Below are 24,841 nucleotides of genomic sequence, written 5' to 3' on the forward strand. Positions count from 1 at the left end.
AAATAGGTAAAAAAGGGAAGTAAAAAAATTACAAATAATAAAAATGAAGATGCTTGAAGTAAGAGAAGGGATATGAAAATCGGATCTTCGGCCCGATAGTGGTACGGCAAAAGAAAGTATGATCAGCGGTGTGGGTATAACAAAAATGGTCTCTCTGATTTCCGACTTCAGGCTTCTGACGTCCTACTTTCCGCTTATCAAAAACCATTGTTAAAAGGACGTAAAAGCACTAAAACCGTTGATTTTGCGTTATTTTTGGATATGCATAATGCACTAAAATATTTATTGAATATGAAGCGACTTCCGATTGTGATCATGATGATTGTGGCAGGATCATTCCTGGCATTTCAAACTATGGGAACTGGAACAAAGAATCCGCCAAACAAATATGAAGAAATATTGAAGCTGGTTGGAAGTATGTTGACCCAGGCGCATTTTAGTCCGCAGGACATAAATGATAATTTTTCCAGGAAGATTTTTTCCAAATACCTGGTTGATCTCGATCCTGAGAAAAATATGTTTTTGCAAAGCGATATAACAACACTGCAAAAAAAATATGAAACGAAAATTGATGATGAAATAAAAGGAGCACCAGTAGAATTTTTCCAGGCTGCTGGCAAGGTGTTTAATACAAGAATGGAGGAAGCGGCAATTATCTGCAATGAAGTATTGGCTAAACCGTTTGACTTTACCATCGATGAGCAGGTAACGCTTGATGGCGATAAATTGGAGTATGCCGGGTCTGCAAATGAAATAAAAGAACGCTGGAGAAAAAAGCTGAAATACCTGACTTTGGAGCGCTACTCCGATTTACTTGACACGAGAGAAAAGAATAAAGGTAAGGAAGGATTTGTTGCCAAAACAGATGCCGAGCTTGAAAAAGATGCTCGTGAAAAAGTGAAAAAAATCATCGACCGGTTGTTTGAACGTTTCCGTTTCAAATTCAATGATGATGACAAGTTCAATGTGTTTGTCAATGCGATTACCAATACAATGGATCCTCATACAGAATTTTTCCCACCGGTAGATAAAAGATATTTTGATGAAGAAATGAGCGGTCGTTTTTTTGGTATTGGTGCACAATTGCAATATGACGAAGGCAATATTAAAGTAAGCAGTATTGTTGCCGGAACACCAGCCTGGAAATCAGGTGAGTTGAAACCTGGTGATATCATTCAGAAAGTGGCTCAGGGCAAGGAAGAGCCTGTCGATCTTACCGGTTATTTGGTAACAGATGCAGTTAAATTGATCCGCGGCAAGAAGGGAACTGAAGTTAAGCTGACGGTTAAAAAAGCCGATGGTTCGCTTAAAGTTGTTTCTCTTATTCGTGATGAAATTGTGCAGGATGAAACATTTGCCCGTAGTGCTATTGTAAAAAACGGCAATTCCAAAATTGGTTATATTTTCTTGCCTGAGTTTTATGCAGATTTTGAAAATGTAAATGGCAATCGCAGTTATATCGATGTACAAAAAGAAGTTGTAAAATTAAAAGAGCAGAATGTTGATGGGATCGTGATAGATCTTCGTAACAATGGCGGAGGATCTTTATATGATGTAGTACAAATGGCAGGTTTGTTTATCGAAGACGGGCCAATAGTACAGGTAAAAGACAGGGAGAACAGGCCGCAGGTTTTAAAGGACAAAGACAAATCTGTTTTATATACGGGTCCGCTGGCAGTGATGGTAAACGAGTTTAGCGCATCTGCTTCCGAAATATTCGCGGCTGCTATCCAGGATTATGGACGGGGAGTGGTTATTGGAAGTACTTCCACTTATGGTAAAGGAACTGTGCAACGCAACATAGGCCTCGATCCTGAAACAGGTTTCTCCATGTCTAATTCGGAATTGGGAACTGTTAAATTGACCTTGCAAAAGTTCTATCGGATCAACGGTGGTTCTACTCAATTGAGAGGTGTTACCTCTGACATAGTTTTGCCAGATCAACTCGAACACCTGAAGGTGAGAGAAAAGGATAATCCTGATGCATTGCCATGGGATGAGATCAACAAATCCCCTTATTCAGCCTGGAATGCCGGTTATGATTTGAAGGTAATTCAGCAGTTGAGCAACCAACGTATTGAAAACGATCCCGCATTTAAGCTAATAAAAGAAAATACCGAGTGGCTGGCCAGCCAGAATGATAAGCAATATTCATTGCAACTGGATAAATACAAAAAAGAACAAAAACTAATCAGGGCCACCTTTGCGCAAAATGAATCCCTGATGAAGCTGAAAAACGATATCAATGTCTCAGCTCTTCCGGGTGAAACGGATCGATGGGCAAATGACAAATCAAAACAGGAACGATTTAACCAGTGGTTGAAAAATTTGAGAAAAGATATTTATCTCGACCAGGCAGTTAAAGTTGTGAATGATGTGATCAACCAGCAAAACCTGGTAAAAGCAAAAAAAGGAGAGGAGCTGCCTAAGAAGGCTTTTTAATTGATTTAATTCTTGTAGTACACCTGGTGATATTTAATCCTGGTAAAGGATAAATATCACCATTTTTTTGCCCCCGATTAGGCTTCATTTCATATAGTGTCATAAAAATTCCTGTTTTTCCAGGCTAATAAATAAATTTATGATTTATTCCTGCTGAAACTTAAGGTCGCTTTTTACTAAGTTGACTTCTATAGATAACCCGTTTGATATTGGTCAGGTGAAGGAAGAAGATAATTTGTAAATATTAAAAAGGGGATAGCCAATGGGACGGCGGTTGCAAACTCTCAATAAAAAAATTATTCAAACATTTCATACTTCGTCTTAGGTCTTCGTTCGTCCAGCCAGCGAAAACCCTGCAATTGCATTTCCTGCGGGCTTTTTTGTTTGATGGGCCAAATGGTACCGGTGACGGCACTGCGAAATACTACTTTATCCAGTTCTTTATTTTCAAAATAAATATCGATGATATCACACTGCGACTGGTTAATGCCCGTATAGGCGCTGTCATCATCTTGTATATAATAGATGCATTCCGCAAAGGCCTGTGCCCTCACCGAATCAATATTACCATCAATAAACCAGCCGTCCATCCGGCTTGATTTTATTTGGTTGTAAACATCATCTTCAAGCCGGTTAATTAAAAAACTGTTTTCAAAAGCTTCCACCTTATCCGCTTTCTTATTTTTTGTATACAGATGAATAGTATCACCGGTGATCTGGCTTTTTTGTGCCCATACTACCGGGTCCTTATATAACCGGAATACGGAATCCTTAAAGGAGTAGAAAAGACTATCGCAGACGGATTGTAATGAATCGGAAAAGATGCGGACATTACTATAAGCCTCAAAATAACGATTGGTGCTGTCTTTTTCATTGACAACAAGTTGCCTTCCCTTCGCAGTATCCGCCTCCGGCAATTTGTTCTCCACCGAAATATCCATTGGCTTTTGAAAGAAGGAGCTATCGGACCTGCTGTTTTTGATACTGTCATTCCTGTCGATCACTGCCAACTTTTTTTCCACCGCCATATTTTTCATTACTGAATCCATTCTTATCAGCGTATCAGTAATTGCCACAGTCAAATTGGTGTCAACTGTGGTAATACCGATACTGTCTTTTTCATTGATGGCTACTACGTTCGTTCCTTTGATGGTATCTATTTCCAGCGAAGTTTTGCCAAACCTGTCGGTGAGGCGAGCTGAAAAAAGCGTATCAGCCGTAATATAAATGGAGTCTTCCTGCTGCTTGATGATCATAAGTGGTTTACGGGTGGCCAGCACCGCTTCCGTTTTTCGGTTTTGATAGATCAGCCCACCAATGATGGTAGTTCCCTGTGCCGTATCCCTTACAACGGCATTCCCCTCAGCCTGGTACATGCCGGTGCTATCGTCAAAAGCAATGCGATTACCAGTGATGAACCGGTTACCATCAATGATCTCAGGCCGCTGTCCAAATTCTGCTTTGCCCGTTTGTTGATTATAATAACCTTCTCTTGTTTTAATGATACGGCCACTGCTATCCTTAATGGTAGTTCTGGAAATGAACCGGGTGCTTTGGGTTGTCGTGTTATAAAGTAAGGAGTCGGTGTCGATAGTATAAGCCGGATCTTTCAGCAGCACATTTTTCTTAAAATACACATCTTTCAGATCGGCATAATAATAACCTTCCTGGCTGGTAAGCACCGATTTTTTATTGACCACCTTACCGCCATTTTTGTAGGTGCCAAGGTTGGTTTCCATATCATACTCCAGGTCGGGAGTGGTAAGAGTCGCCTTACCATCAGTTAATTTCACGTTGCCGTCCAGGTAGGCCAGCCTCGACTTACTGAGATAGCGAAGATGGTTAGCATAAATATGCGCCGTGTCTGAATCATTGATGTGTACCTTTCCCCATGCTTCGAATATATTGGTGCGGGAGTTGATTACACAACTATCACAATAAAACAAGGCAGTTCCCTGTCTTAGTTTTACGTCGCCAGTTACGATGGTGAGCCTTGTACTGTCATCCAGCGTTTGAAACACCAGGTTGCGGGTATTGCTAAGTATATGAACCTTTTTGGTGGTGTCTTCGGCAACAGTGCCGGGACTGTTTTGCGCAAACACCCAATGGCCGTTTAACAGCAATAAAAAAATAAGTAAGCGGGAAAATTTATTGTAATTCATTATCGACTCACCGGGGAACCGTATCTTTTTTCAGGGGCGAAGTTAAAGCCCCACCTTTATCTTTTTTGCCAAAGACGGATAAATTAACGTAGCGTTTGGGATGTGCACGAAGATCATCAATCAGTATTTCTGCGCTCAGGATGGCATCATTGAGTTTATCATACAATTGCCTGTCATTAATTAAAGCTCCGAGTGAACCATCTTTACTGGATATCTTGGTAATAGTTGCTTTCAACTGCGTCATTGCTGCTTGCAATGTATCCATTGTTTGCTGCAGGTCAAGCTTTGATAATTTATCAGTGAATTGTTTTGTATTGGCGACAATGGCTGTAATACTATCATTGTTATTTTTCAGGTTGCCTGTGATAGCATTTACATTATTAAGAGTGGAAGCCAGGGCACTGTTCTGTGGGTCAAGGATTCTGTTTAGCGAACTGGTGGCCATATCAAGATTCGCAATGGTATGCTGCAGGTTTCGTTTCGCACCTGCATCAAATAATGTATTGATATTTCCAAATACACGGTTTAGCGAATCCAACGAATTCCTGATTTTTGAAAGTGTGGGAGAAACTTCTGCGGACAACCCACCAAAAAGGCCTTCATCTATTCTTGTCTGCAACACATCACCATCTTTTAAGTAGGTGGTAGCATCACCTTTTTCGATAATTATGGAGGAGGAACCCAAACCACCTAAAGGCGCGGTGATATACGCCACGGAATTGCTGGGAATATTGACATCACGGGTGAGGCTGATGGTGACCTTGATGCCGCTGACATTTTTATCCGTTTCTTCCATGTCATACACTGTTCCCACAGTGAGGCCATTGATCTTAACCTCGTTTGCCTTGGCAAGTGACCCGAGTTTCGAAAAAACTGCGTAGATCTTGGTGGTATTGTTGAAAATGTCTTTACCCTTTAAAAAATTGAAGCCGATGATGAGCAGGGCGAGGGCCACAACGGTGAGTACGCCTACTTTGGTTTCGTTTTTAATCTTCATAATGCCGGTTTCGTTTCCCGGCCGGCAAATTAACTAATTATTTTTAAACGCTTTAGTTACATTTTCTAACATAAAAAAATGGGTGAAGACCGTTCACCCATTTTCAATCAATTTCTTATTACTCATTTGAGGTGCTGATGCTTCTTGATTCTATCTTTTGTTTATAGGCTTTAAAAGCATTCACCAGGTCCTCCACCATCTCTTCCTGTCCCTTTTCACTATTGATATATCGTTCATCTTCGGGGTGAGAAATAAAGCCCAACTCTACCAAGATACTTGGCATGCCGGTCGCCTGCAATACCCAGATACCAGCATGATTTCTTTGTTTCACTCCGCGGCTAAATCTGCCTGAGGCGATAAATTCTTTTTCTACGAGGTCTGCCAGGTTCAGACTTTTTCTAAAATAATTTTGAGCATAAATAAGCATTCTTGCTTTTTCTGCAGGATCAGAAGGATCAGGCAATGCTATTGTTAAGGTAGAATCCTGCTCACCATATTCTTCGCCAATCTTATTGACGGCACTTACTTTCGCATCATTTTTATTTACCGCCCAGATATAAGTTTCGGTACCATGGGCGGGATTCGGAGATGTCCAATACCGATATTGGGGAACCTTCTTCGTTACCCTTCTTCTCTTTTTTCCCCTACCCACATAAGAAGTTACCGATTTATAACCGGCAAATTCCCTGTGACGGATATGAGGTGCCGAATTGCAATGAATAGCAATAAAAAGATCTCCGCCGGATTCGTTGGCCAGGTTAGCACGATATCTTAAACCTTCGTCCTTGGTTCTTTTATTGCCTGCCATTACATCCGTAGTGCGGGTATAAACGATTTTCAGATCAGGAAACTCTTCCTGCAATGCTTTTCCAAATTTCAGCGAGACCGCAAGACTTACATCAGCCTCGTTAGAAAAACTGCCTCTCGCCCCGGGATCAATTCCTCCATGGCCGGGATCAATGATGAGAGTTTTTATTAGAGCAGCCTTTGGTGATGGCTGTTGGTTTTTGCCGGAAAATGAAAAAAGTAAGATAGAAAGCCCGATTGGAAATAAAAATAAGACACCTCTTTTTACCATTCTTTTCATGTTTATTAATGAGTTATTTCTAATCTTCACAAATTGTTTAGCATTGAAAGATTTACTTTTGTCACTACACTATGAACAGACTGCGCAAATTTAGTTTAAATATTTTTTCTAAAACAGTGTTAATAGCTGTAATTCTGTTCGTAGTAACGCCGCAATCACAGGCCCAACGTATTCCTCCCAAAGACTTTGACAGTCTTTTAACAAAAAAAGCTGACACCATAAAACCCCGCATTGTTCCACCTAAAGATTCTGTCACCATCATCGCTTCCGACACCATCCCAATCAACGATACAATTCCGGGTGACGATTCGCTACAAGTACAAAAGATAGACACGTTTTCCTTAAAGTTATCCAAAGACACATTGAGTGCACCGTTACAGTATTATGCGGAGGATTCAGTAGTAGTCATGATAAAATCAAAAAAAATCTACCTGTACGGAAAGACCAAAACAGAGTACCAGGATATCACATTGACAGCACCAAGAGTGGCGCTTGACCAGGAGACTCAATTACTGACAGCCTATAACAGCAAAGACAGTACAGGTGCCGTGTTGGAAGATGCCGTTTTTAAACAGTCGGAAAATGAGTTTACCAGCGATACCATTGTGTACAATTTTAAAACTCAAAAAGGCCTCACGAAAAACACCATCACCCAATCCGGTGAAATGTTTGTGCATGGTGAGCTGGTAAAAAAAGTGGACGATAATGTCACCTTTGTAAAAAATGGCCTGTTTACGACCTGTAATCTTGATGAGCCCCATTTTGCTTTCAGGGCCAACAAACTAAAAGTGATCAATAAAAAAGTGGCTGTATCCGGTCCTGCTCATCCTGAGTTTGAAGAAGTGCCTATCCCGGTTTATATTCCATTCGGCTTTTATCCCTTAAGCCAGGGACGTAAATCTGGTTTATTGCCGCCACAGTTTGCTACCAACGAACAATTTGGTCTGGGATTGGAAGGGCTGGGTTATTACCAGGTATTTAATCAATATTGGGATACAAAATTCTATGGCAACATTTATTCATACGGTGGTTGGTCGGCAAATGTCAATCCTACTTATCGAAAGCGCTACCGGTACCAGGGGTCGTTGAATTTTGGTTTGCAAAAAACAAAGCGAAATTTCAAAGGAGATCCGGACTTCTATTCCAACAATAGTTACACATTGACCTGGAGTCATGCTGCAGATTCCCGTGCCAGGCCGGGAACGACATTTTCTGCGAATGTGAATGCCAGTTCAACCACCTATAATGAAAATGTTCCGAATGATCCAAACCTGAACATTCAAAATCAGCTGGGTTCGTCTATCAGCTATTCAAAAACATGGGCCGATAAACCCTATAATCTTACCGTAACTGCTAATCATAATCAAAATAATCAAACCCGCCTGGTAAATGTAAGTTTACCGGATGTAGGTTTCACTGTGAGCACACTTTATCCTTTCCAAAGCAAAGAATTTTCAGGATCAAAAAAATGGTATGAACAATTAGGGATTGCTTACAATGGCAATTTCAGGAACCAGGTTTCCTTCTATGACACTGCTTTTAAAGTAAGCGACCTGATCGATACATTGCAATGGGGCGCACAACATAATATTCCCATCACCTTATCATTGCCGCCGATATTAGGCGGAGCGATTGTGGTATCACCGGGTGTAAGTTATTCGCAGGTGTGGGTACAACAAAGATTGCAACGGGAATGGGATACCGCAGCAAAAAAAGTAGACAGCACTGTTGAAAAAGGTTTTTTTGTAGATCAGCAAGCAGCCTTTAGTTTGAGTTTCAATACTGCGCTTTTTGGAACCTACCAATTTAAGAAATCTGCTCTCCGGCACGTTATCCGGCCTACTTTAAGTGCCAACTATAAACCCGACTTGTCAAGAAAATATTATAAAACACGTTCAGGCCTTGATAGCTTGCAGATCAATGAAGCCGGTTATAAAATTCTTGCACCACAGTTGCAGGGCGGTATGTATAGTGGCTATGGCAATGGAAGAAACGGCGGCTTGTCCTTTCAACTGGATAATAACCTGGAGATGAAGGTGCGGAATAAAAAGGATACAACGGGTGAAGAACCTACTAAGAAAATAAGGCTGATAGATGGGCTTGGTTTTTCAACGGCCTATAATTTCCTGGCGCCAAAGTTTAAGCTATCTCCTTTCAATTTATATTTCAGAACGAATCTTTTTGACAAAATTAATATTAATGCCAGCGGCCTCTTGAACCCTTATGAATCAGATTCCCTTGGTCAGAATATTGATGAATATGTATGGGAAGATGGCGGCTTTAGTCTCGGCCGTCTTTCATCCGGAAGCATCTCTATGTCAACCACCTTTCAAAGCAAGCCAAGAGATGAACAAAAGGACCAGGCCAAAAAAGAACAGATGGAGCAGGATCTAAATGATCCTGTGCTTGCTGGTGACAGGCAAAGATTGTTGGAATATATGCAGCAAAATCCTGCGGAGTTTGTTGATTTCAATATTCCCTGGCAGGTGAGCCTTTCTTACTCTTTATATTTCACGCAGACAATCAAACCGGACTACAGTGGTTTTACAAGCCAGGTAAGATCGAGTGCCAACTTTAATGGAAGCTTTAGCCTCACACCCAAATGGAATTTTAGTGTCAACGGGTATTATGATTTTGATACGAAAAAATTGCAGCAATTCAGTATGTCCATCAATAGAGAAATGCATTGCTGGCAGATGTCAATAAACGTTACACCTATTGGCAGCTATCGCTTTTTCAATTTCACCATCAGTCCCAAATCGGGAATTTTGCAGGACCTCAGGATCAATCGTACCCGTTCTTTCTTTGCGGGCTATTAGTGACTGTGTTTAACAAAATAATCCTTCATAATTTCAAAAACCTTTTCTTTCAATTGCTCTGCGGAAATGTTATTAGACTCTATCGGTTCAAGAAAATGCATTTCTAATTTTTGCGGAAGAAAAAAAAAGGATTTGTTGATAGGCAAAGCTTTTTTGGTATTAAAAATTATCGTGGGAATAACAGGGGCCTTTGTTTCTACTGCCAGTTTAAACGCTCCATCGTAAAATTTTTTCAATGGCTCTGCGGTCCTGTTGCGGGTGCCTTCCGGGTAGATGCACATGTGCATCCCCTTTTTCAAAACTTTTTTCATCTCTTCAAAACTCTGACGACGACTCGTTTCACTTTTTCTGTCAACCAGGACCGATCCTTTTCGGTAGTACCAGCCAAAGAGCGGTATTTTGGTGAATGATTTTTTAGCGATTGTTTTATTAGCTCCCGGTACAAAAGGACAGGATAGCGGCACATCCAGTAGCGAGTTGTGATTAAATGTAACAATATAAGTCTTGCCCTTTGCAAAGTTCTTTTTACCTCTGATTGTAACAGGGCAGCCGACTAATGTCAGCCATACCCGCATCCATATTCTCGATATCCGGATAAAAATGTCTGTGCTTTTAGGTTCGGGCAACAGGTACATGATCATCGATGGAATAAACACGATGAGAAATGTGCCAATAAAACTAATGATGCCCCAGACAGCCCAGATGCGCCCAAATATGTTTTTAAATATCTTCATTTAGTTAGTTTAAAGATGGTTTACAAGTTCAAGTGTTCACAAGTTGATTTCCTGTCAACTGCCGGAAGCATCAAACTTGTAAACCTGTAAACCCGTGAACCTGGAAGTGCTATTCTATTTCTTTGAAAATAGTTTGTTTTAAACCAGGCCATTCGTCTTTAAGCACACTATAGTAAATCGATGTGCGGCGGCGATTGTTCCACATGGTCATATGGCTGCGCAGTATACCCTCTTCGATGCCCCCAACATTTCTCAGGCCTTGCCTGGCCCTGTCGTTGAGTACATCAGTTTTAAATTCTACTCTTTCAAAATGCAATGTTTCAAATGCATGCCGCATCATGGAAAACTTCGCATGTTTATTGATGCCGGTGCTGCGAAAATCTTTGCCCAACCAGCTCCAGCCGATCTCCAGCCGAAGGTCATGATACGAGATATTGCCCATGCTGCTGCTGCCGGCAATTTGGTTAGTAGCTTTGTTAATAATAGTGAAGGGGCGCCTGGTTTCGGCTTTTTTATCTGCAAAAGCCATTTCCATCCATTTGGTCAACTGATTTTCATCACCCAGGTTTAATGAAAAATATTGCCACATATCCGGGTCCTGTTTGGCCAATGCGAGAAAACTTTCATAATCTTCAGGGGCAATGGGCCGCAGAATGACCTTATTTGTTTCTAATACGAGGTCCGGTGGTATCATGTTGAATTTTTAGTGCGCAAAATAAACCAATTATAAACTCCAATCGACAGGATCGATGCCTTTACTCATTAAGTATTCGTTGGCTTTTGAAAAATGTTTGCACCCAAAAAAGCCATTGAATGCCGAGAGTGGCGAAGGATGAGCGGCACGTAAAATCAAATGTTTGGTTTCATCAATTAGTATCCGTTTATCCTGTGCAAATTTTCCCCAAAGAAAAAAAACAACATGCTCCTTTCGGTCGGAGATTATTTTAATAACGGCATCGGTAAATTGGGCCCAGCCGATTTTGGAATGGCTCATCGGTTCAGCAGCCCTGACCGTTAGAGAGGCATTTAATAGAAAAACACCATGTTCGGCCCATTTGGTAAGATTACCGTGATTGGGGATCTTCATGCCGATGTCATCATGTAATTCTTTAAATATATTAATCAATGATGGAGGTGGAGGCACTCCATTTTGAACAGAAAAGCAAAGTCCGTGGGCTTGTCCCGGTCCATGGTAGGGATCTTGTCCAATAATTACCACTTTTACTTTATCAAAAGGAGTAGTGTTGAAGGCACTAAATATCTGGCTGCCGGGCGGATAGATGGCTTTGCCCTGTAATTTTTCTGTTTTTAAGTGTAACGGAATCTGTTGAAAATAAGGCTTGTCAAATTCTTCATGTAATATTTCTTTCCAGGAAGGCTCGATCTTAACATCCATCTTTAAGATTGGTTTGGCTGCAAGCTAAAAAAAATATGTAGTGTACCCGAAGCAATGTTTAGATAAGTAAATAAAAAGTCATCGTTCTTTTTTCTGATAAGCGGCGAAGTGGTATATTTGCGCCCTGCTTTAAAAAAATGGTCCGGTAGCTCAGTTGAATAGAGCATCCCGCTTTCAATCGGGAAGGTCATAAGCTGAATGTTATTTTAAAGTTCTTAATTATTTTGGTCCGGTAGCTCAGCTGAATAGAACATCCCGCTTTCAATCGGGAAGGTCATAAGCTGAATGTTATTTTGAAGTTCTTAATTATTTTGGTCCGGTAGCTCAGCTGAATAGAGCAACTGCCTTCTAAGCAGTAGGTCATTGGTTTGAATCCAATCCGGATCACATTTTAGCGAACCCGTTAAAGGTTCGCTTTTTTTATGCTGTACATTTCCCATTCACTATATGCCATATTTTTCCAGGAATAGAAGCATCTCTTCGAGTGCGCCACTGCCAAGCATAATATTGAGAATTTTGTAGATAGCCCTGTACGGCATCGAATAGGGTCTTACGAATTGCCGGATCACTTTTTTTTCCAGCCGGACAGGAACATCAAAATTGATAGTCGTGCAATCGGTTTTGTCAAGCTTTGTTTCAAACCGGTTAAACTTTTCTTTTGTATGCGTAGAATCGGCTGAATCATAGCCAATGTTTTTTATTTTAGAAACCACAGGATGTACAGAGTACAGGTCGTATTTGAATTGATGATAACACCAGCGGATGGCCCAGGAATTGATTTTGCCTTTTACCTGTTTGGTAAGTAGCCCTGTCATATCGGAGCCCATCCTGTTAAATGCCCTACGGGTAGAACGGCTTCGCATTAGCGCCGAATAATCTTTCACTTCCCAATCAATTTCTTTCCACCGGTCAATCCAGGTACCCCAACCGCAGGAATTGGCCCTTTGCGTAAAGTACACGCTGTTTTCATCCAGTCCCTTTATCGGGATACTAAAGCCGGTAATGGAAAATATCTTTGGATTATTTTGGTAATAGTCAAGCCCCTCATTCATGTACACCAGGAAATTGTGGCTGGTAACCAGGTCATCTTCCAGCACAATCACTTTTTCATATTTATTGATCACCGCCGTCACTCCATTGATAATGGAATTTGCCAGTCCTTTATTGCCGGGAGCTTCAAATATGAATACGTTTTTAAAACCAGTGACGGTTTTTAGGTAATCTCTTATGGCAAGGATAGCCGCCTCGTCTTCCTGTTTTTTAGCTCCATCAGAAAAAATATAAAGCTCACTTTCGGAAGCAAGGTAATTTTGTTGCAATGATTCCACGGTTTGCTTAAGGGTATCAAGTCTTTTATAGCAGAAAAGAACGATGGGAGCAAGCGTTTTCATAAAACTGTTTGCAAAAGATTTAAAGATGGATACCAACAAAGGTTGTTTAAATTTAATGATTAAAGCCTTACTATGCAAATTCTTATCGCCAGAACGAATTAGTTGCAGATTTATATTTAGTAATGCTTTCCTATAAAAGATCGATTTCTCAAAGTGAATAAACCTTATTGCGTTTGCAGGCTTGTACCTAATTTAGCCAATGGCATCCCGTTTGTATTTTATATGGAAACAGCTACTATGCGCCACAACAAGTATTTGCGAAGATTATCGTGGGTAGTTGTTGTATTATTCATTTCTATTCCTTCATTTGGTCAATCAGATTCAACCAAACCGCCTTCTCTCGATAGCCTTATCCGCCGGCAAAAAGGGATCATAGGCCAACTGGCAAAAAACCTGCTCACAGATACTTTCGAAATTGATCCCGGATTATTAAGAAACGATATACCCTTTCAACGATATAAGGACCGGGTAATTCGGCATATAAGAATTCAGGTGCTTCGTTTCGGTGTACCCATTGCCGATACTACCAAAAGAACTGACAAAGACCTGGGGGGGATTAAAAAGTTGGCGAACAAACTTCACCACCAGTCAAGGGATTATGTCATCCGCAATAACCTGTTCTTTTCAGAAAATGAAAAATTATCACCTTATGTAATGGGTGACAATGAAAAGCACCTGCGTGACCTGCCGTTCCTGCAGGATGCAAAAATCAGGGTGGTGCCGGTAAGGGGTAGCCGTGATTCTGTTGATATCATTGTTCTTTCAAAAGATGTCTTGTCCGTCGGCGGAAGCTTCCGGCTACACAACACAGAAAGTCTTTCTCTCCGGGCAAAAGAAGATAATTTCATTGGCTGGGGCGATCGCTTTCAAATGGAAGGCTTGTTTGATATGAAGCGAAAAGAAAAATTTGGACAGGGTTTCGAGTATATCAAACGAAATATCTATGGAACCTTTGTCGATGGTTCTGTAGGCTTTCTCAACTTTAATAAGTCATTTAGCAATGGGGAACGGGAAGAAGAAATTGCCTACGTTCGTTTTGCCCGCCCATTGGTCAATCGTTATATGAAGTGGACCTATGGCTCAGAAATGGAAATGCATAAAACAAAAAACTATTATAACACAGATTCACTGTATGATTCGGATTTCAAATACAAGTATCGCCTCATGGACGCCTGGGTAGGGTATAACCTGGATGCAGGTTACCGAAAAGACAATGACCGGTGGCGCCGTTTAATTGGCCTGAGGGTAGTAAACAAAGATTTCCCGGTCAAACCCCTGAAGTATGCCAATGAGTATTACTATAGTTACGCAGACCTGCAGGCGGTACTGGGAAGTTTCTCCTTTTTCAATCAAAACTTTTATAAGACCCGGTATATTTATGGCTTTGGAAGAAACGAAGATGTGCCGGAAGGTATAGAAGCTTCTTTTACGGGCGGGTACACTAAGAAAAATGGCCGTGAAAGGCCTTTTGCCGGTGTTAGTTTTCAGCGATATTATTTCAATCCCAGCCTGCATTATTTCAATTATAACCTTCGTGCAGGAACTTTTTTTTATAAAGATCAATTCGAAGATATTGACCTGCTGGCCGGACTGGATTATATCAGCCGCCTGCATTATATGAGAGGAAAATGGAGACAACGCTTTTTTTTCAGCATCAGTGCTACACGGCAAATCAACAGTCTGCTGAGTGAACCGCTTCGGCTGGAAAGTGAATTTGGCTTGCCCGATTTTAAAAACAATAACGAGTCAGGCAATACCCGTTTATCATTCAAAGGTGAATCTGTTTTTTATAGTCCCTGGTCCTTATTGCTTTTCCGTTTTGCACCCTTTGCTTTTGGCAATGTTTCCTATTTGAACATTAAAACAGAAAATGTTTCGGATCCGAAATTATATTCGTCCATTGGGGGCGGCGTTCGAATCCGGAATGAGAGTTTGATCTTCGGCACCACCGAATTTAGAGGTATGTACTTTCCGCGGAAAAATTTTCGCAATGAAAGCTGGCGCATCGAAGTCAACACCAGTATCCGGTTTAAGTACAACCAGGAGTTTATCAAACGGCCGGAATTTGTCAGTGTGAACTAGTGAGTAGCGAATGCTGAGTTTAATATAAAAGCCGGTTACACCAGATCAGTAATTAGTCGTTGAAGGCGGGTAGTGAATTCATTTTATTTGAATCATTTACTTTTGATCATTCTAGAAATTATGAGTAATGATTTTAACTACGGCGTAGATCAATTAACGATTGCCACAGTAATAGATATAGCCTCAGAAAAAACAAAGGCTGTTCTCAATGAAACAGCCATCCGCAACATAGAGGCAAGCCATCAATCGGTAAAAGAAATTGTAGAAAGCAACAGAACGGTGTATGGGGTCAATACAGGTTTTGGCATTCTCGCCAATACTTCGATTTCGGATGAAGACACAGCAACCTTACAGTATAAAATATTACAAAGCCACAGTGTGGGTGTCGGGGAAGCTATTCCTGTAGAGATTGCGAAGATCATGCTCATCACTAAAGTGCATGCACTGGCACAAGGCTATAGCGGTGTTCAACTCCAAACGTTGCAACGAATTCTCTGGCATATTGAAAATAACATTATCCCGGTAGTGCCGGAGAAAGGCAGTGTGGGCGCCAGTGGTGACCTGGCGCCCTTATCACATTTATTTCTTCCGCTGATCGGGTTGGGGAAAGTTTTTTATAAAGAAGAAGTGAAGGATACCGCGGCAGTATTGCAGGAAATGAATTTGTCACCGATCCAACTCGGGCCAAAGGAAGGCCTGGCATTGATCAATGGCACACAATTCATTTTGGCCTTTGCCGTCAAAGCAGTGCAGCGCATGCACAATTGCCTGGAAGCGGCGGACATCATTGGTGCTATGAGCCTTGAAGCGTTAACAGGAACCAAAGCTCCCTTTGATGAACGATTGCATCAGCTACGTCCATTTGCCGGCAATCAATTAGTAGCGCAACGGCTGCGATTGTTATTGCATAACTCCGCCATCATGCAAAGTCATATTGATTGTGGCCGGGTGCAGGATCCCTATTCGCTGCGTTGTATGCCACAGGTGCATGGCGCATCAAGGAACGCCTGGCTGCATTTAAAGGAATTGACAGAAACGGAGCTGAATGCGGTGACGGATAATCCCATCATATTCTCTGCCCATGACACTATCAGCGGCGGCAACTTTCACGGCCAGCCTTTAGCCTTGCCATTGGATTATGCTTGTTTTGCAGCGGCTGAAATTGGAAATATTTCTGACCGCCGCTGTTATTTATTGCTCGAGGGAAAATGGGGACTTCCCATGCTGCTGATGAAGAATGTGGGGTTAAACAGCGGCTTCATGATTCCGCAGTATACCACCGCAGCATTGGTCACAGAAAATAAAACCCTGTGTTTCCCTGCCAGTGCGGATAGTATTCCTACCTCGCTGGGACAGGAGGATCATGTGAGCATGGGCAGCATCAGCGGCAGAAAATTGAATAAAGTATTAGACAATCTCGAGTTTATATTAGCCATTGAATTATTAAGCGCATCACAGGCCATTGAGTTTCGGCGGCCGCATAAAAGCAGCGAGATACTGGAGTTTGCACATGACTATGTACGCAGGCATGTCGGCTTTGCAGAAGAAGACAGAATTTTTGCGGAAGACATTAATAAAATCAAAAATATCATCAGCGATTTCAGCTTTGTGAATAAAGTAAATGATTTCGCTACGGGGAAAAATATAGAACTGAACAAAGGATTTGAATCATTTGTCTGAACGTCTGAACTGGGATAGGGTGGGATGTGTGTGATTTCTGAGATAGTGGATTAATTCATTAGACACAGTATAAATGCTTCCAATTCGCAGTCCCAATTCTCTGGGGTGCGATCCGGTTCCCACTAATCCCAAAAATCCTATCAATCCCGGTTCAGACAATTTGTTAAATTCTTTCTTATCCGGCGTTGTTTAAGAATCTTTTTAAACTAGCTTTTCTACATTTAGTCTGTAATTAAAACCGAATTATATGCGATCACTAATTCTACGTTCTTTCTCCATAACAGCTATCGCTTTATTATTTATCCAGGATGCCGGTGCACAGCGTGGCCGTGGATATTATCGTCATTATGGTTATGGTCCTTACCGGGGGCAGCGGGTTGTTCATATTGGCGGACCAAGAGTTGTTATTCCTTATGGCGGTATCAGCTTTCATTACTCCAATGGTTATTATTACCGTCCCTACGGCAGTTATTTCAGGGTAGTAGCTCCACCTATTGGTATACACATCAATATTTTGCCCCGTGGTTACCGCAGAGTCTATGTCAGGGATGTTCCTTACTATTATTATGGCGGCACATACTATCGCCCCGGCACCAGGCCCGATGAATATGAAGTGGTAGATGCTCCATTAGGTGCTTCCGTACCTGATCTGCCCAATGGCGCAAAAGTGGTTGTCATCAACGATCAGAAATATTATGAACTCGACGGCACTTATTACAAAGAAGAAATCAGGGATAATGATGAGATCTGGTACACCGTTGTTGGCAAGAATGGCAAGTTGAATACGGATGAAGAGTACGAAGATGATGCGCCCTATATTGGCGATACAGTCAATGAATTACCACCTAATTGCAAAACAGTGGTGGTAAATGGCAACCGGTATTATGTTTCTCCCGATGATGTATATTACGAAGAAATTGGTTCGGGTGATAACATCCGCTACAAGGTAGTAGGCAAGTAAGTTTCTGCTTTATTATGGAATATTTCAATGGCTCTCCACCCCGGTGGAGGGCTTTTTTGTTGTAATGTTTCCCCACATTGAGTAACAACCGGCGTTGATTACGCTATAAATTTAATGGCACTATTGTAGCGGTTTAAATACCTGGTGCAATGCACTTATAAATCGCAGAACCCATGATCAAAGACGGACCGATCGTAGTTATTGATGATGACGAAGACGATCATGAAATAATGCAACTCGCCGTAAAGGATCTCGGAATCGTGAACAAGCTGATTTTCTTTACCAGGGCTGCTGATGCATTTGAATACCTGCAAACAACCCGGGACAAACCCTTAGTGATCTTCAGCGACGTCAACCTTCCGCAGCAAAGTGGTGTCGAATTCAAACGACAGATCGATGATGAACCATACTTACGGGAGAAAAGTATTCCCTTTATTTTCTTCTCCACCTTCATTGATCGCAGAACCGTTGATATTGCATATAAGGAATTAACTATCCAGGGCTATTTTCGAAAAAGCAGCAGCTTCCAGGAATATAAAGAGACCATTAAGCTGGTCATTGATTACTGGTGTATCTGCCAGCATCCTAACTCATTTACCTAATCAATCATCGCTAAATCCGCATTACCCTTCAGCAATTTTGTCTTTTGCCAAAAAGATATTTCTTTGCCTCTTTGTAATTATCAAAGCAGTCTTTAGTTACGACCAAACATATTCGTTGAAAATGAAAATCTCACGTTGCATCTTTGCTCCTTTTTAACTTTGCGTGAAACTCTTATCCCCCTAATCCAAAAAATCCCATAAATCATGGTTCAGACAACATACGACGCCATCAAATACAAAACACCCACCGGCAACACTCTTACCTGTAAGGGCTGGATACAGGAAGCGGCCTTAAGAATGCTGCTTAACAATCTCAATCCTGAAGTGGCCGAACGCCCCGATGAGTTGATCGTCTACGGTGGCCGTGGCAAAGCGGCCCGCAACTTTGAAGCCCTCGATAATGTTATTGCTGCACTAAAAATTTTGGAGAATGATGAAACGCTGCTGATACAAAGCGGGAAACCGGTGGGCATTATGAAAACACACAAGGATGCTCCGCGGGTACTTATCAGTAATAGTCAACTTGTACCCAACTGGGCCAACTGGGATCATTTTGACGAACTGGAAAAGAAAGGCCTGATGATGTATGGCCAGATGACCGCCGGTTCCTGGATCTATATTGGCAGCCAGGGTATCGTGCAGGGTACTTATGAAACTTATGCAGCTATTGCTGAAAAATATTTTAACGGTACACTCAGGGGCACACTTAACGTTACCGCCGGGCTCGGTGGTATGGGAGGCGCACAACCACTGGCCATCACCATGAATGAAGGTGTGGCATTGATTGCAGAGGTGGAAGCGTGGCGCATTGATAAACGTATCGCTTCAAGATACCTCGATGTAAAGATCACCGATATTGACGAAGCCATCAACCAGGCACTCGAAGCAAAGGCGGCAGGCAAGGCCATCAGCATCGGTGTAGAATGCAATGCCGTTCATTTGCTCAAGCGGATGGTGGAGCGCAACATTGTTCCCGATACACTCACCGACCAAACGTCGGCGCATGACCCGCTTACATACTGGCCGCATGAAATGACTTATGAATACGCCAAAGTATTACGGGCCGAAAATCCCAAACAGTATATCGACTATGCTTACAATTCGATGCTGCTGCATGTGCAACTAATGTTGCAATTGCAAGACAAAGGCGCTATCACCTTTGATTATGGCAATAATATCCGGGCGAGGGCGCAGGAGCGGGGTTTACAAAATGCTTTTGACTTTCCCGGATTTGTACCGGCCTATATAAGACCTCTCTTCTGCGAAGGCAAAGGTCCTTTTCGTTGGGCTGCGCTTAGCGGAGACCCCAATGATATTGCCGTTACCGACGAGGTGATCATGAAGATGTTTCCCGATAATAAGGGGCTGATCCGGTGGATGAATATGGCCAAAGAAAAGATCGCTTTCCAGGGATTGCCGGCACGTATTTGCTGGCTCGGCCAGGGTGAAAGAGAAAAAGCTGGTCTTGCTTTTAATGAATTGGTGAGAAGCGGAAAAGTAAAAGCGCCGATTGTGATTGGCCGTGATCATTTGGATACCGGTTCGGTTGCTTCGCCGAACAGGGAGACCGAAGCCATGCTGGATGGTAGTGATGCCGTCGCTGACTGGCCCATCTTAAATGCATTGGTGAATACAGCCGGCGGTGCCAGTTGGGTTTCTTTGCACCATGGCGGTGGAGTAGGGATGGGCTATAGCATCCATGCGGGGATGGTCATTGTGGCCGATGGTACAGATGATGCTGAAGCACGTCTTCGCCGGGTATTAAGAAATGATCCGGGTATGGGAGTTATTCGCCATGCTGATGCGGGCTATGAGGTAGCTAAAAAGACAGCGAAAGACTATGACTTAGACATAGCCGATAAATTGGCGAGAGACTAAAGCGGTGGAAGTTCCGATCATTGTGTCGGGAATATGAGATAGCTTAATTTACCTTCGATTATCTTTCATAATGAGGTTTCTACAATAAGTTTGACTACATATGCAAAACAAACGTTCCCGGCTTGTGTGGAATTACTTAATAATTCTTGTTATAATAGGATGTTCGGAAAGCAACAAACTTGATTCATGGCTGGGAGATTACAACTATAGCGAACCGCCAATTAAATCTTTGGCTGGTTACAATATGGTCATGTCATGGGATCTATCGGTTAACAAGATTGATAAATTTTATAAGGCCATCTTAAATGTGAATGGCCAGCAAACGACTTTTTCTTTGTTAAATGACCTGAAAGGCAACGATTCGACACTCTACGTAATATATGACCAATCCTTGTCCGGAAGAGACCCAAACTTACAAAAGGGAGATACACTATTTGTGCTATCGAAAGCGGCAATTGGAATTAAGACAAAATGGAGTGAACTCTCGCCAATACTTTCAGAGCAACCGCCAAAAGAGTGTAATTGTTTTGTTTTTGCCGGCGTTAATGAAAATAATAATACACTGCGGGTATCCCGATAAGATCAATTCGCTTGATTTCTGAAGTCTGTCTTGCCAAAACTTCTGCTATGTACAAGTAGATACTTTCCAGTAGAAACCATAAAATGCATAATGTTTTCAACGTTCCAACGGAACGTTTGGTGCTTCGTAATTTCCAATGCAAGCACAATGCGTTCCTCCGGAACGCTACGACCCTTCATTATTTTGTCTACCCATGATGTGTTCCTCCGGAACACAAAGCCAATTGCTATAGGTTTCTTACCATCATTCAATTGATCCGGATCTGTCGTTCTCATTTGTTCCGGAGGAACATTTTATTGGTAGAACTGTGAATGAAAATGTTTCAACGTCCAGCGGAACGTTTGGTGCCTTTCCATATTCCCAATGCTAGCACCATGCGTTCCTCTGGAACGCTGTAACTCTGCATTATTTTATCTACCCACCGTGTGTTCCTCTGGAACACAAAGCTGGCTATTACAATATTTCCGATCAGGTCTGTTGGTGGAAGAAACCACCAATCTTGTTCCTTGAGTTAGAATGTCTCATTTTGTTCCGTAGAGCTTGTCCTGCAGAAGGCGGGAGACATTTTATTGGTAGATCCCGTGAATAAAAAATGTTTCAACGTTCCAGCGGAACGTTTTGTGCTTTTTCAAATTCCAACGTAAGCACCATGCGTTCCTTCGGAGCGCTATAATCCACCCAACGTCTTTTCTATCTCTAACATGTTCCGACGAACATAACGTTTTGTATATTTATTTTCCTTATCCGCTTTAAATGGCTAACACCTATACACAACTCCACATCCAATTTGTATTTGCGGTTAAATATCGTGCGGCTTTAATTCAAAAAGCATGGAAAGATGAATTGCACAAATATATTACCGGCATATTCCAGCAAAATGATCACAAGATGTTACAAATAAACAGCATGCCGGATCATATTCACATTTTCATTGGCATGCGGCCTGCACAATCCATTTCATCATTGGTGCAAAATGTAAAAACGGAAAGCAGCAAATGGATTAAGGAAAAGGGATATTGTTCGAGGCCTTTTGCATGGCAGGAGGGATACGGCGCATTCTCTTATTCAAAAAGCCATGTGCCGGATGTTATCAGGTATATCCAGAACCAGGAGGCTCATCATCAAAAAGAAACTTTCCTGGATGAGTACAGGCATTTTCTAAACGCTTTTGAGATAGAATATGATGAGCAATATTTTTAAAGAGCCGGTATAAGGGAAGCTTATAAAATTCTTCGAGCGGATGATATGTCACTTAGAGAAGTTTTATTTTTCTTAATCCATCCACAACGCCAGCACACAAAACACATCGATCACCAGCAGCGTCCACGAAACATCTTTGCGTTTACCCGCCGCCAGTTTCACAATGGTCCAGCTTAAGAAACCCCAGATAATGCCCTGGGTGATGGAATACCTGTTTCATACACCATCTATACATGTTGAACACTTTTACTACGCCATAGGGTGGAATGCGTGATACGAGGGAAGGTGTATCGTTCAAAAAAATGACGACGGCTGCCGTCAGCGGTAGTTTGACTTTCAGCGGGTACTACAACTGAAGAAAAAATTACATGCGGAAAAAATGGGCTATCCACCAATGCGATTACCATTCTCCCGGCGGTGGAGGTAAGATCATCGCTGCTTACCCTGGGTGTAATGATGCGGCCAGTGCTACTGATATGTATCCCCGACGAGTGAAAGTAGCCTCCGAACGACTTATCCATTAATTAACTCCTGTTTTTGTTTCCTTCTTTTCAATCTTTACGACAAACAAGTCCTAAGGCGTCGTACCCGGGCATTTACTGATTAACAGGATTCTCATCTATTACCTACACATAAAACCCGGAACAAGCCGAAAATCCGATCAAAGAGTAGGCGCTTTAAATTTTACTATTATGATACCGTTAGTAATTGCTCTTTGGGAGCATGCCAATTTTCAAGGTCGTAAACGCTTATTTGTTACTGATGCTTCCGACCTGGGCCGTAATGCATTTAATGATAAGACATCCGCCATCGGTGTACACCCCGGCCCTGATTATGCTGCATGGAAAGCAGCTAATGGCGGAACCGAGCCAGTTGTAAGTTTATACGAACATGTTAATTACGGAGGCGCTGCTTTGACACTCAAAGCGGGAGGCTATGCAAATATTCATACCCTTTACAATTTTGGTGATAAGATATCGTCATTACGATTTAATCCACCAGTACGATTGCCCGGAACCATTGCTCCCATTCCGATCTACCTTGAATTATACCAACATACCAACTTCCAGGGAAACCGGCTGGTAGTTGTTGAAAATTCTGTCAACATTCCACAGGATTTTGGTTCTGAATTTAATGATGTGGCCAGTTCAATAAGAGTATTCAGGGGACCTAATTATGCGCAGGGAAATAAGGCGGAACTTTTCAGGGATTATAATTTTTTAGGTGGTAAAATAGAATTAGATCCCGGAGATTATCCAAATATTGCTGGCGCACCTTATGGTTTTAATGATGTGGTGAGTTCGATACGAATCAGGTAATTGATTATTGACGTAATGATAAGCTCACCCCGCCAACCACAAGTTTTAATTTTTTACCAGCCCTGCAGGTGTATTCACCTGCAGGGTTTATTTGTTCATTAGCCTGAATGATTTTAGACGGTTACAGGACAATTGATTGAATAATTCATTCCATCCACAACGCCAGCACACAAAACACATCGATCACCAGCAGCGTCCACGAAACATCTTTGCGTTTACCCGCCGCCAGTTTCACAATGGTCCAGCTTAGAAAACCCCAGATGATGCCCTGGGTGATGGAATAAGTAAAGGGTATCACTACCATGGCAATAAAAGCCGGGACGGCTTCATCTGTTGTCAGCCAGTTGATCCTGGTGATGGGGCGGAGCATAAATGCACCGACCAATACCAATGCAGGAGCTGTAGCAATGGCCGGAACCATGCTCAGCAAGGGAGCCAGGAAAAGAAAAGGAAGAAAGAGCAGTGCTGCAACAATAGCTGTTAAACCGGTACGGCCACCTTCTTCGATACCTACGGCTGACTCGATGTAAGCGGTGCCGGGACTGCTGCCAACAACACCGGCAATGGTGGTGGACATCGCATCGGTGATCAATGCTTTTTTTATATTTCGCGGATCACCATTTTCATCCAGCAGGTTGGCTGCTTCTGTTAACCCGACTAATGTTGATAAGCTGTCAAACAGATCGGTGAATACAAAGGCAAAGATGACGGGCAGTACGCTCCATTGCAGTGAACCCAGCAAATCCAATTTACCAATGAGGCTAAAGTCCGGCGCTGCCACCACACCTTTGAAGTTGACTAATGTTTCGCCGCTCCACCAGCGGCCAATGCCAGCCGCCAGCAGTGTTGTTACAATGATGCCGATGAGAATGGCGCCTTTTATTTTTTTCACCAGCAGGATAGCGGTGAGCAACACACCGGCAACAAAGATGATGAGCGTTGTATTCAGTGGCGCATGACCAATCAGCGTAGCCTCATTCCTGGTCACAAAACCACCGTTTACCAAACCAATGAGGGTGATGAATAAACCAATGCCCGCCGCTATGGCATAGCGCAAGGGTTTGGGTATGGCTTTGACGATATAAGTGCGGATATTAAAAACCGACAACAACAAAAAGAAAATACCCGACCAGAACACGGCGCCCAATGCCGTTTGCCAGGGCACGCCCATACCGATCACCGCTGTATAAGTAAAAAAGGCATTCAGGCCCATACCCGGCGCCACTACAATGGGGTTCTTTGCATATAACCCCATCAACAGCGAACTAAAAAAACAAACCAGCACCGTAGCCGTCAATACCCCACTAAAGGGCATACCAGTTTGACTGAGGATGGTGGGATTTACTACGATGATATAAGCTGTGGCAAGGAAGGTGGAGATACCGGCAAGGATCTCGGTTTGGAGGGTGGTTTTATGGTGGTGGAAATTAAAATCGAGGCGCATGGTTAAAGATAGTCACAAACATAATTCGCTGCATCGAGTCCGTGAAGTTGCAAAGTAAAGCGCTATT

19 protein-coding genes and 1 tRNA gene are annotated in these 24,841 nt (G+C 42.3%); 11 read left to right on the forward strand and 9 right to left on the reverse strand.

What is annotated here, in order from left to right; all coding sequences use genetic code 11:
- Positions 1-291: 291 nt before the first annotated feature.
- Complete coding sequence (locus ACFEL9_RS24910) at positions 292-2,442, forward strand: carboxy terminal-processing peptidase (RefSeq protein ID WP_385895775.1); 2,151 nt, start codon at positions 292-294, stop codon at positions 2,440-2,442.
- A gap of 296 nt (positions 2,443-2,738) precedes the next feature.
- Here ACFEL9_RS24910 and ACFEL9_RS24915 read toward each other — a convergent pair whose 3' ends face one another.
- From ACFEL9_RS24915 to ACFEL9_RS24925, 3 genes are all read right to left on the reverse strand, one after another.
- Entirely contained in the window at positions 2,739-4,604 is a 1,866-nt protein-coding gene (locus ACFEL9_RS24915; protein ID WP_385895778.1) for an OstA-like protein, read from the reverse strand.
- Between the two features lie 7 nt (positions 4,605-4,611).
- Positions 4,612-5,601: an MlaD family protein gene (locus ACFEL9_RS24920; RefSeq protein ID WP_385895781.1), complete on the reverse strand. Its 990-nt coding sequence runs from the start codon at positions 5,599-5,601 to the stop codon at positions 4,612-4,614.
- Between the two features lie 118 nt (positions 5,602-5,719).
- Positions 5,720-6,688, reverse strand: coding sequence for an N-acetylmuramoyl-L-alanine amidase family protein (locus ACFEL9_RS24925; protein ID WP_385895783.1), 969 nt, complete (start codon positions 6,686-6,688; stop codon positions 5,720-5,722).
- Between the two features lie 116 nt (positions 6,689-6,804).
- Between ACFEL9_RS24925 and ACFEL9_RS24930 the strand changes: the two genes are divergently transcribed.
- Positions 6,805-9,507 carry a putative LPS assembly protein LptD gene (locus tag ACFEL9_RS24930; RefSeq protein WP_385895786.1) on the forward strand — a complete coding sequence of 901 codons (2,703 nt, stop codon included), beginning with the start codon at positions 6,805-6,807 and terminating at the stop codon, positions 9,505-9,507.
- On the opposite strand, the gene ACFEL9_RS24935 is transcribed toward ACFEL9_RS24930, so the two are convergent.
- The 3 genes from ACFEL9_RS24935 to ung form a co-directional block, all read right to left on the reverse strand.
- Positions 9,504-10,241, reverse strand: a complete 738-nt coding sequence (locus ACFEL9_RS24935; protein ID WP_385895789.1) for a lysophospholipid acyltransferase family protein — start codon at positions 10,239-10,241, stop codon at positions 9,504-9,506. The two genes, ACFEL9_RS24930 and ACFEL9_RS24935, sit on opposite strands and share 4 nt — an antisense overlap.
- A 109-nt stretch (positions 10,242-10,350) precedes the next feature.
- Complete coding sequence (locus ACFEL9_RS24940; protein WP_385895791.1) at positions 10,351-10,935, reverse strand: GNAT family N-acetyltransferase; 585 nt, start codon at positions 10,933-10,935, stop codon at positions 10,351-10,353.
- 30 nt (positions 10,936-10,965) lie between these two features.
- Positions 10,966-11,637: a uracil-DNA glycosylase gene (gene ung / locus ACFEL9_RS24945; RefSeq protein WP_385895794.1), complete on the reverse strand. Its 672-nt coding sequence runs from the start codon at positions 11,635-11,637 to the stop codon at positions 10,966-10,968.
- 313 nt (positions 11,638-11,950) lie between these two features.
- On the opposite strand from ung, the gene ACFEL9_RS24950 reads away from it, so the two are divergent.
- Positions 11,951-12,024, forward strand: a tRNA-Arg gene (locus ACFEL9_RS24950).
- 56 nt (positions 12,025-12,080) lie between these two features.
- On the opposite strand, the gene ACFEL9_RS24955 is transcribed toward ACFEL9_RS24950, so the two are convergent.
- Positions 12,081-13,028, reverse strand: coding sequence for a glycosyltransferase (locus tag ACFEL9_RS24955; RefSeq protein ID WP_385895796.1), 948 nt, complete (start codon positions 13,026-13,028; stop codon positions 12,081-12,083).
- Positions 13,029-13,265: 237 nt separating this feature from the next.
- Between ACFEL9_RS24955 and ACFEL9_RS24960 the strand changes: the two genes are divergently transcribed.
- The 7 genes from ACFEL9_RS24960 (at position 13,266) to tnpA (ending at position 22,011) form a co-directional block, all read left to right on the forward strand.
- On the forward strand, positions 13,266-15,110 hold the full coding sequence (locus tag ACFEL9_RS24960; RefSeq protein ID WP_385895799.1) for a BamA/TamA family outer membrane protein: 1,845 nt from the start codon (positions 13,266-13,268) through the stop codon (positions 15,108-15,110).
- 120 nt (positions 15,111-15,230) lie between these two features.
- On the forward strand, positions 15,231-16,790 hold the full coding sequence (gene hutH, locus ACFEL9_RS24965) for a histidine ammonia-lyase (RefSeq protein WP_385895801.1): 1,560 nt from the start codon (positions 15,231-15,233) through the stop codon (positions 16,788-16,790).
- A gap of 247 nt (positions 16,791-17,037) precedes the next feature.
- Positions 17,038-17,751: a DUF6515 family protein gene (locus tag ACFEL9_RS24970; protein WP_385895804.1), complete on the forward strand. Its 714-nt coding sequence runs from the start codon at positions 17,038-17,040 to the stop codon at positions 17,749-17,751.
- A gap of 173 nt (positions 17,752-17,924) precedes the next feature.
- On the forward strand, positions 17,925-18,353 hold the full coding sequence (locus ACFEL9_RS24975; RefSeq protein ID WP_385895806.1) for a response regulator: 429 nt from the start codon (positions 17,925-17,927) through the stop codon (positions 18,351-18,353).
- A 204-nt stretch (positions 18,354-18,557) separates the two neighbouring features.
- Positions 18,558-20,231, forward strand: coding sequence for a urocanate hydratase (gene hutU, locus ACFEL9_RS24980; RefSeq protein WP_385895809.1), 1,674 nt, complete (start codon positions 18,558-18,560; stop codon positions 20,229-20,231).
- A gap of 100 nt (positions 20,232-20,331) precedes the next feature.
- Positions 20,332-20,811 carry a DUF5991 domain-containing protein gene (locus ACFEL9_RS24985; RefSeq protein WP_385895811.1) on the forward strand — a complete coding sequence of 160 codons (480 nt, stop codon included), beginning with the start codon at positions 20,332-20,334 and terminating at the stop codon, positions 20,809-20,811.
- Between the two features lie 753 nt (positions 20,812-21,564).
- The gene (gene tnpA / locus ACFEL9_RS24990) at positions 21,565-22,011 is read left to right on the forward strand and encodes an IS200/IS605 family transposase (RefSeq protein ID WP_385895814.1); all 447 of its coding nucleotides are present in this window, start codon (positions 21,565-21,567) and stop codon (positions 22,009-22,011) included.
- Between the two features lie 227 nt (positions 22,012-22,238).
- Here the strand turns inward: tnpA and ACFEL9_RS24995 are convergent, their stop codons facing one another.
- Complete coding sequence (locus ACFEL9_RS24995; RefSeq protein ID WP_385895817.1) at positions 22,239-22,532, reverse strand: hypothetical protein; 294 nt, start codon at positions 22,530-22,532, stop codon at positions 22,239-22,241.
- A 171-nt stretch (positions 22,533-22,703) separates the two neighbouring features.
- On the opposite strand from ACFEL9_RS24995, the gene ACFEL9_RS25000 reads away from it, so the two are divergent.
- Positions 22,704-23,330, forward strand: coding sequence for a beta/gamma crystallin family protein (locus tag ACFEL9_RS25000; RefSeq protein ID WP_385895820.1), 627 nt, complete (start codon positions 22,704-22,706; stop codon positions 23,328-23,330).
- 145 nt (positions 23,331-23,475) lie between these two features.
- Here ACFEL9_RS25000 and ACFEL9_RS25005 read toward each other — a convergent pair whose 3' ends face one another.
- Complete coding sequence (locus ACFEL9_RS25005; protein WP_385895823.1) at positions 23,476-24,774, reverse strand: NCS2 family permease; 1,299 nt, start codon at positions 24,772-24,774, stop codon at positions 23,476-23,478.
- Positions 24,775-24,841 lie beyond the last annotated feature (67 nt).

Origin of the sequence: Terrimonas alba, assembly GCF_042434975.1 — a bacterium.
In the GTDB taxonomy this organism is placed as follows: domain Bacteria; phylum Bacteroidota; class Bacteroidia; order Chitinophagales; family Chitinophagaceae; genus Terrimonas_B; species Terrimonas_B alba.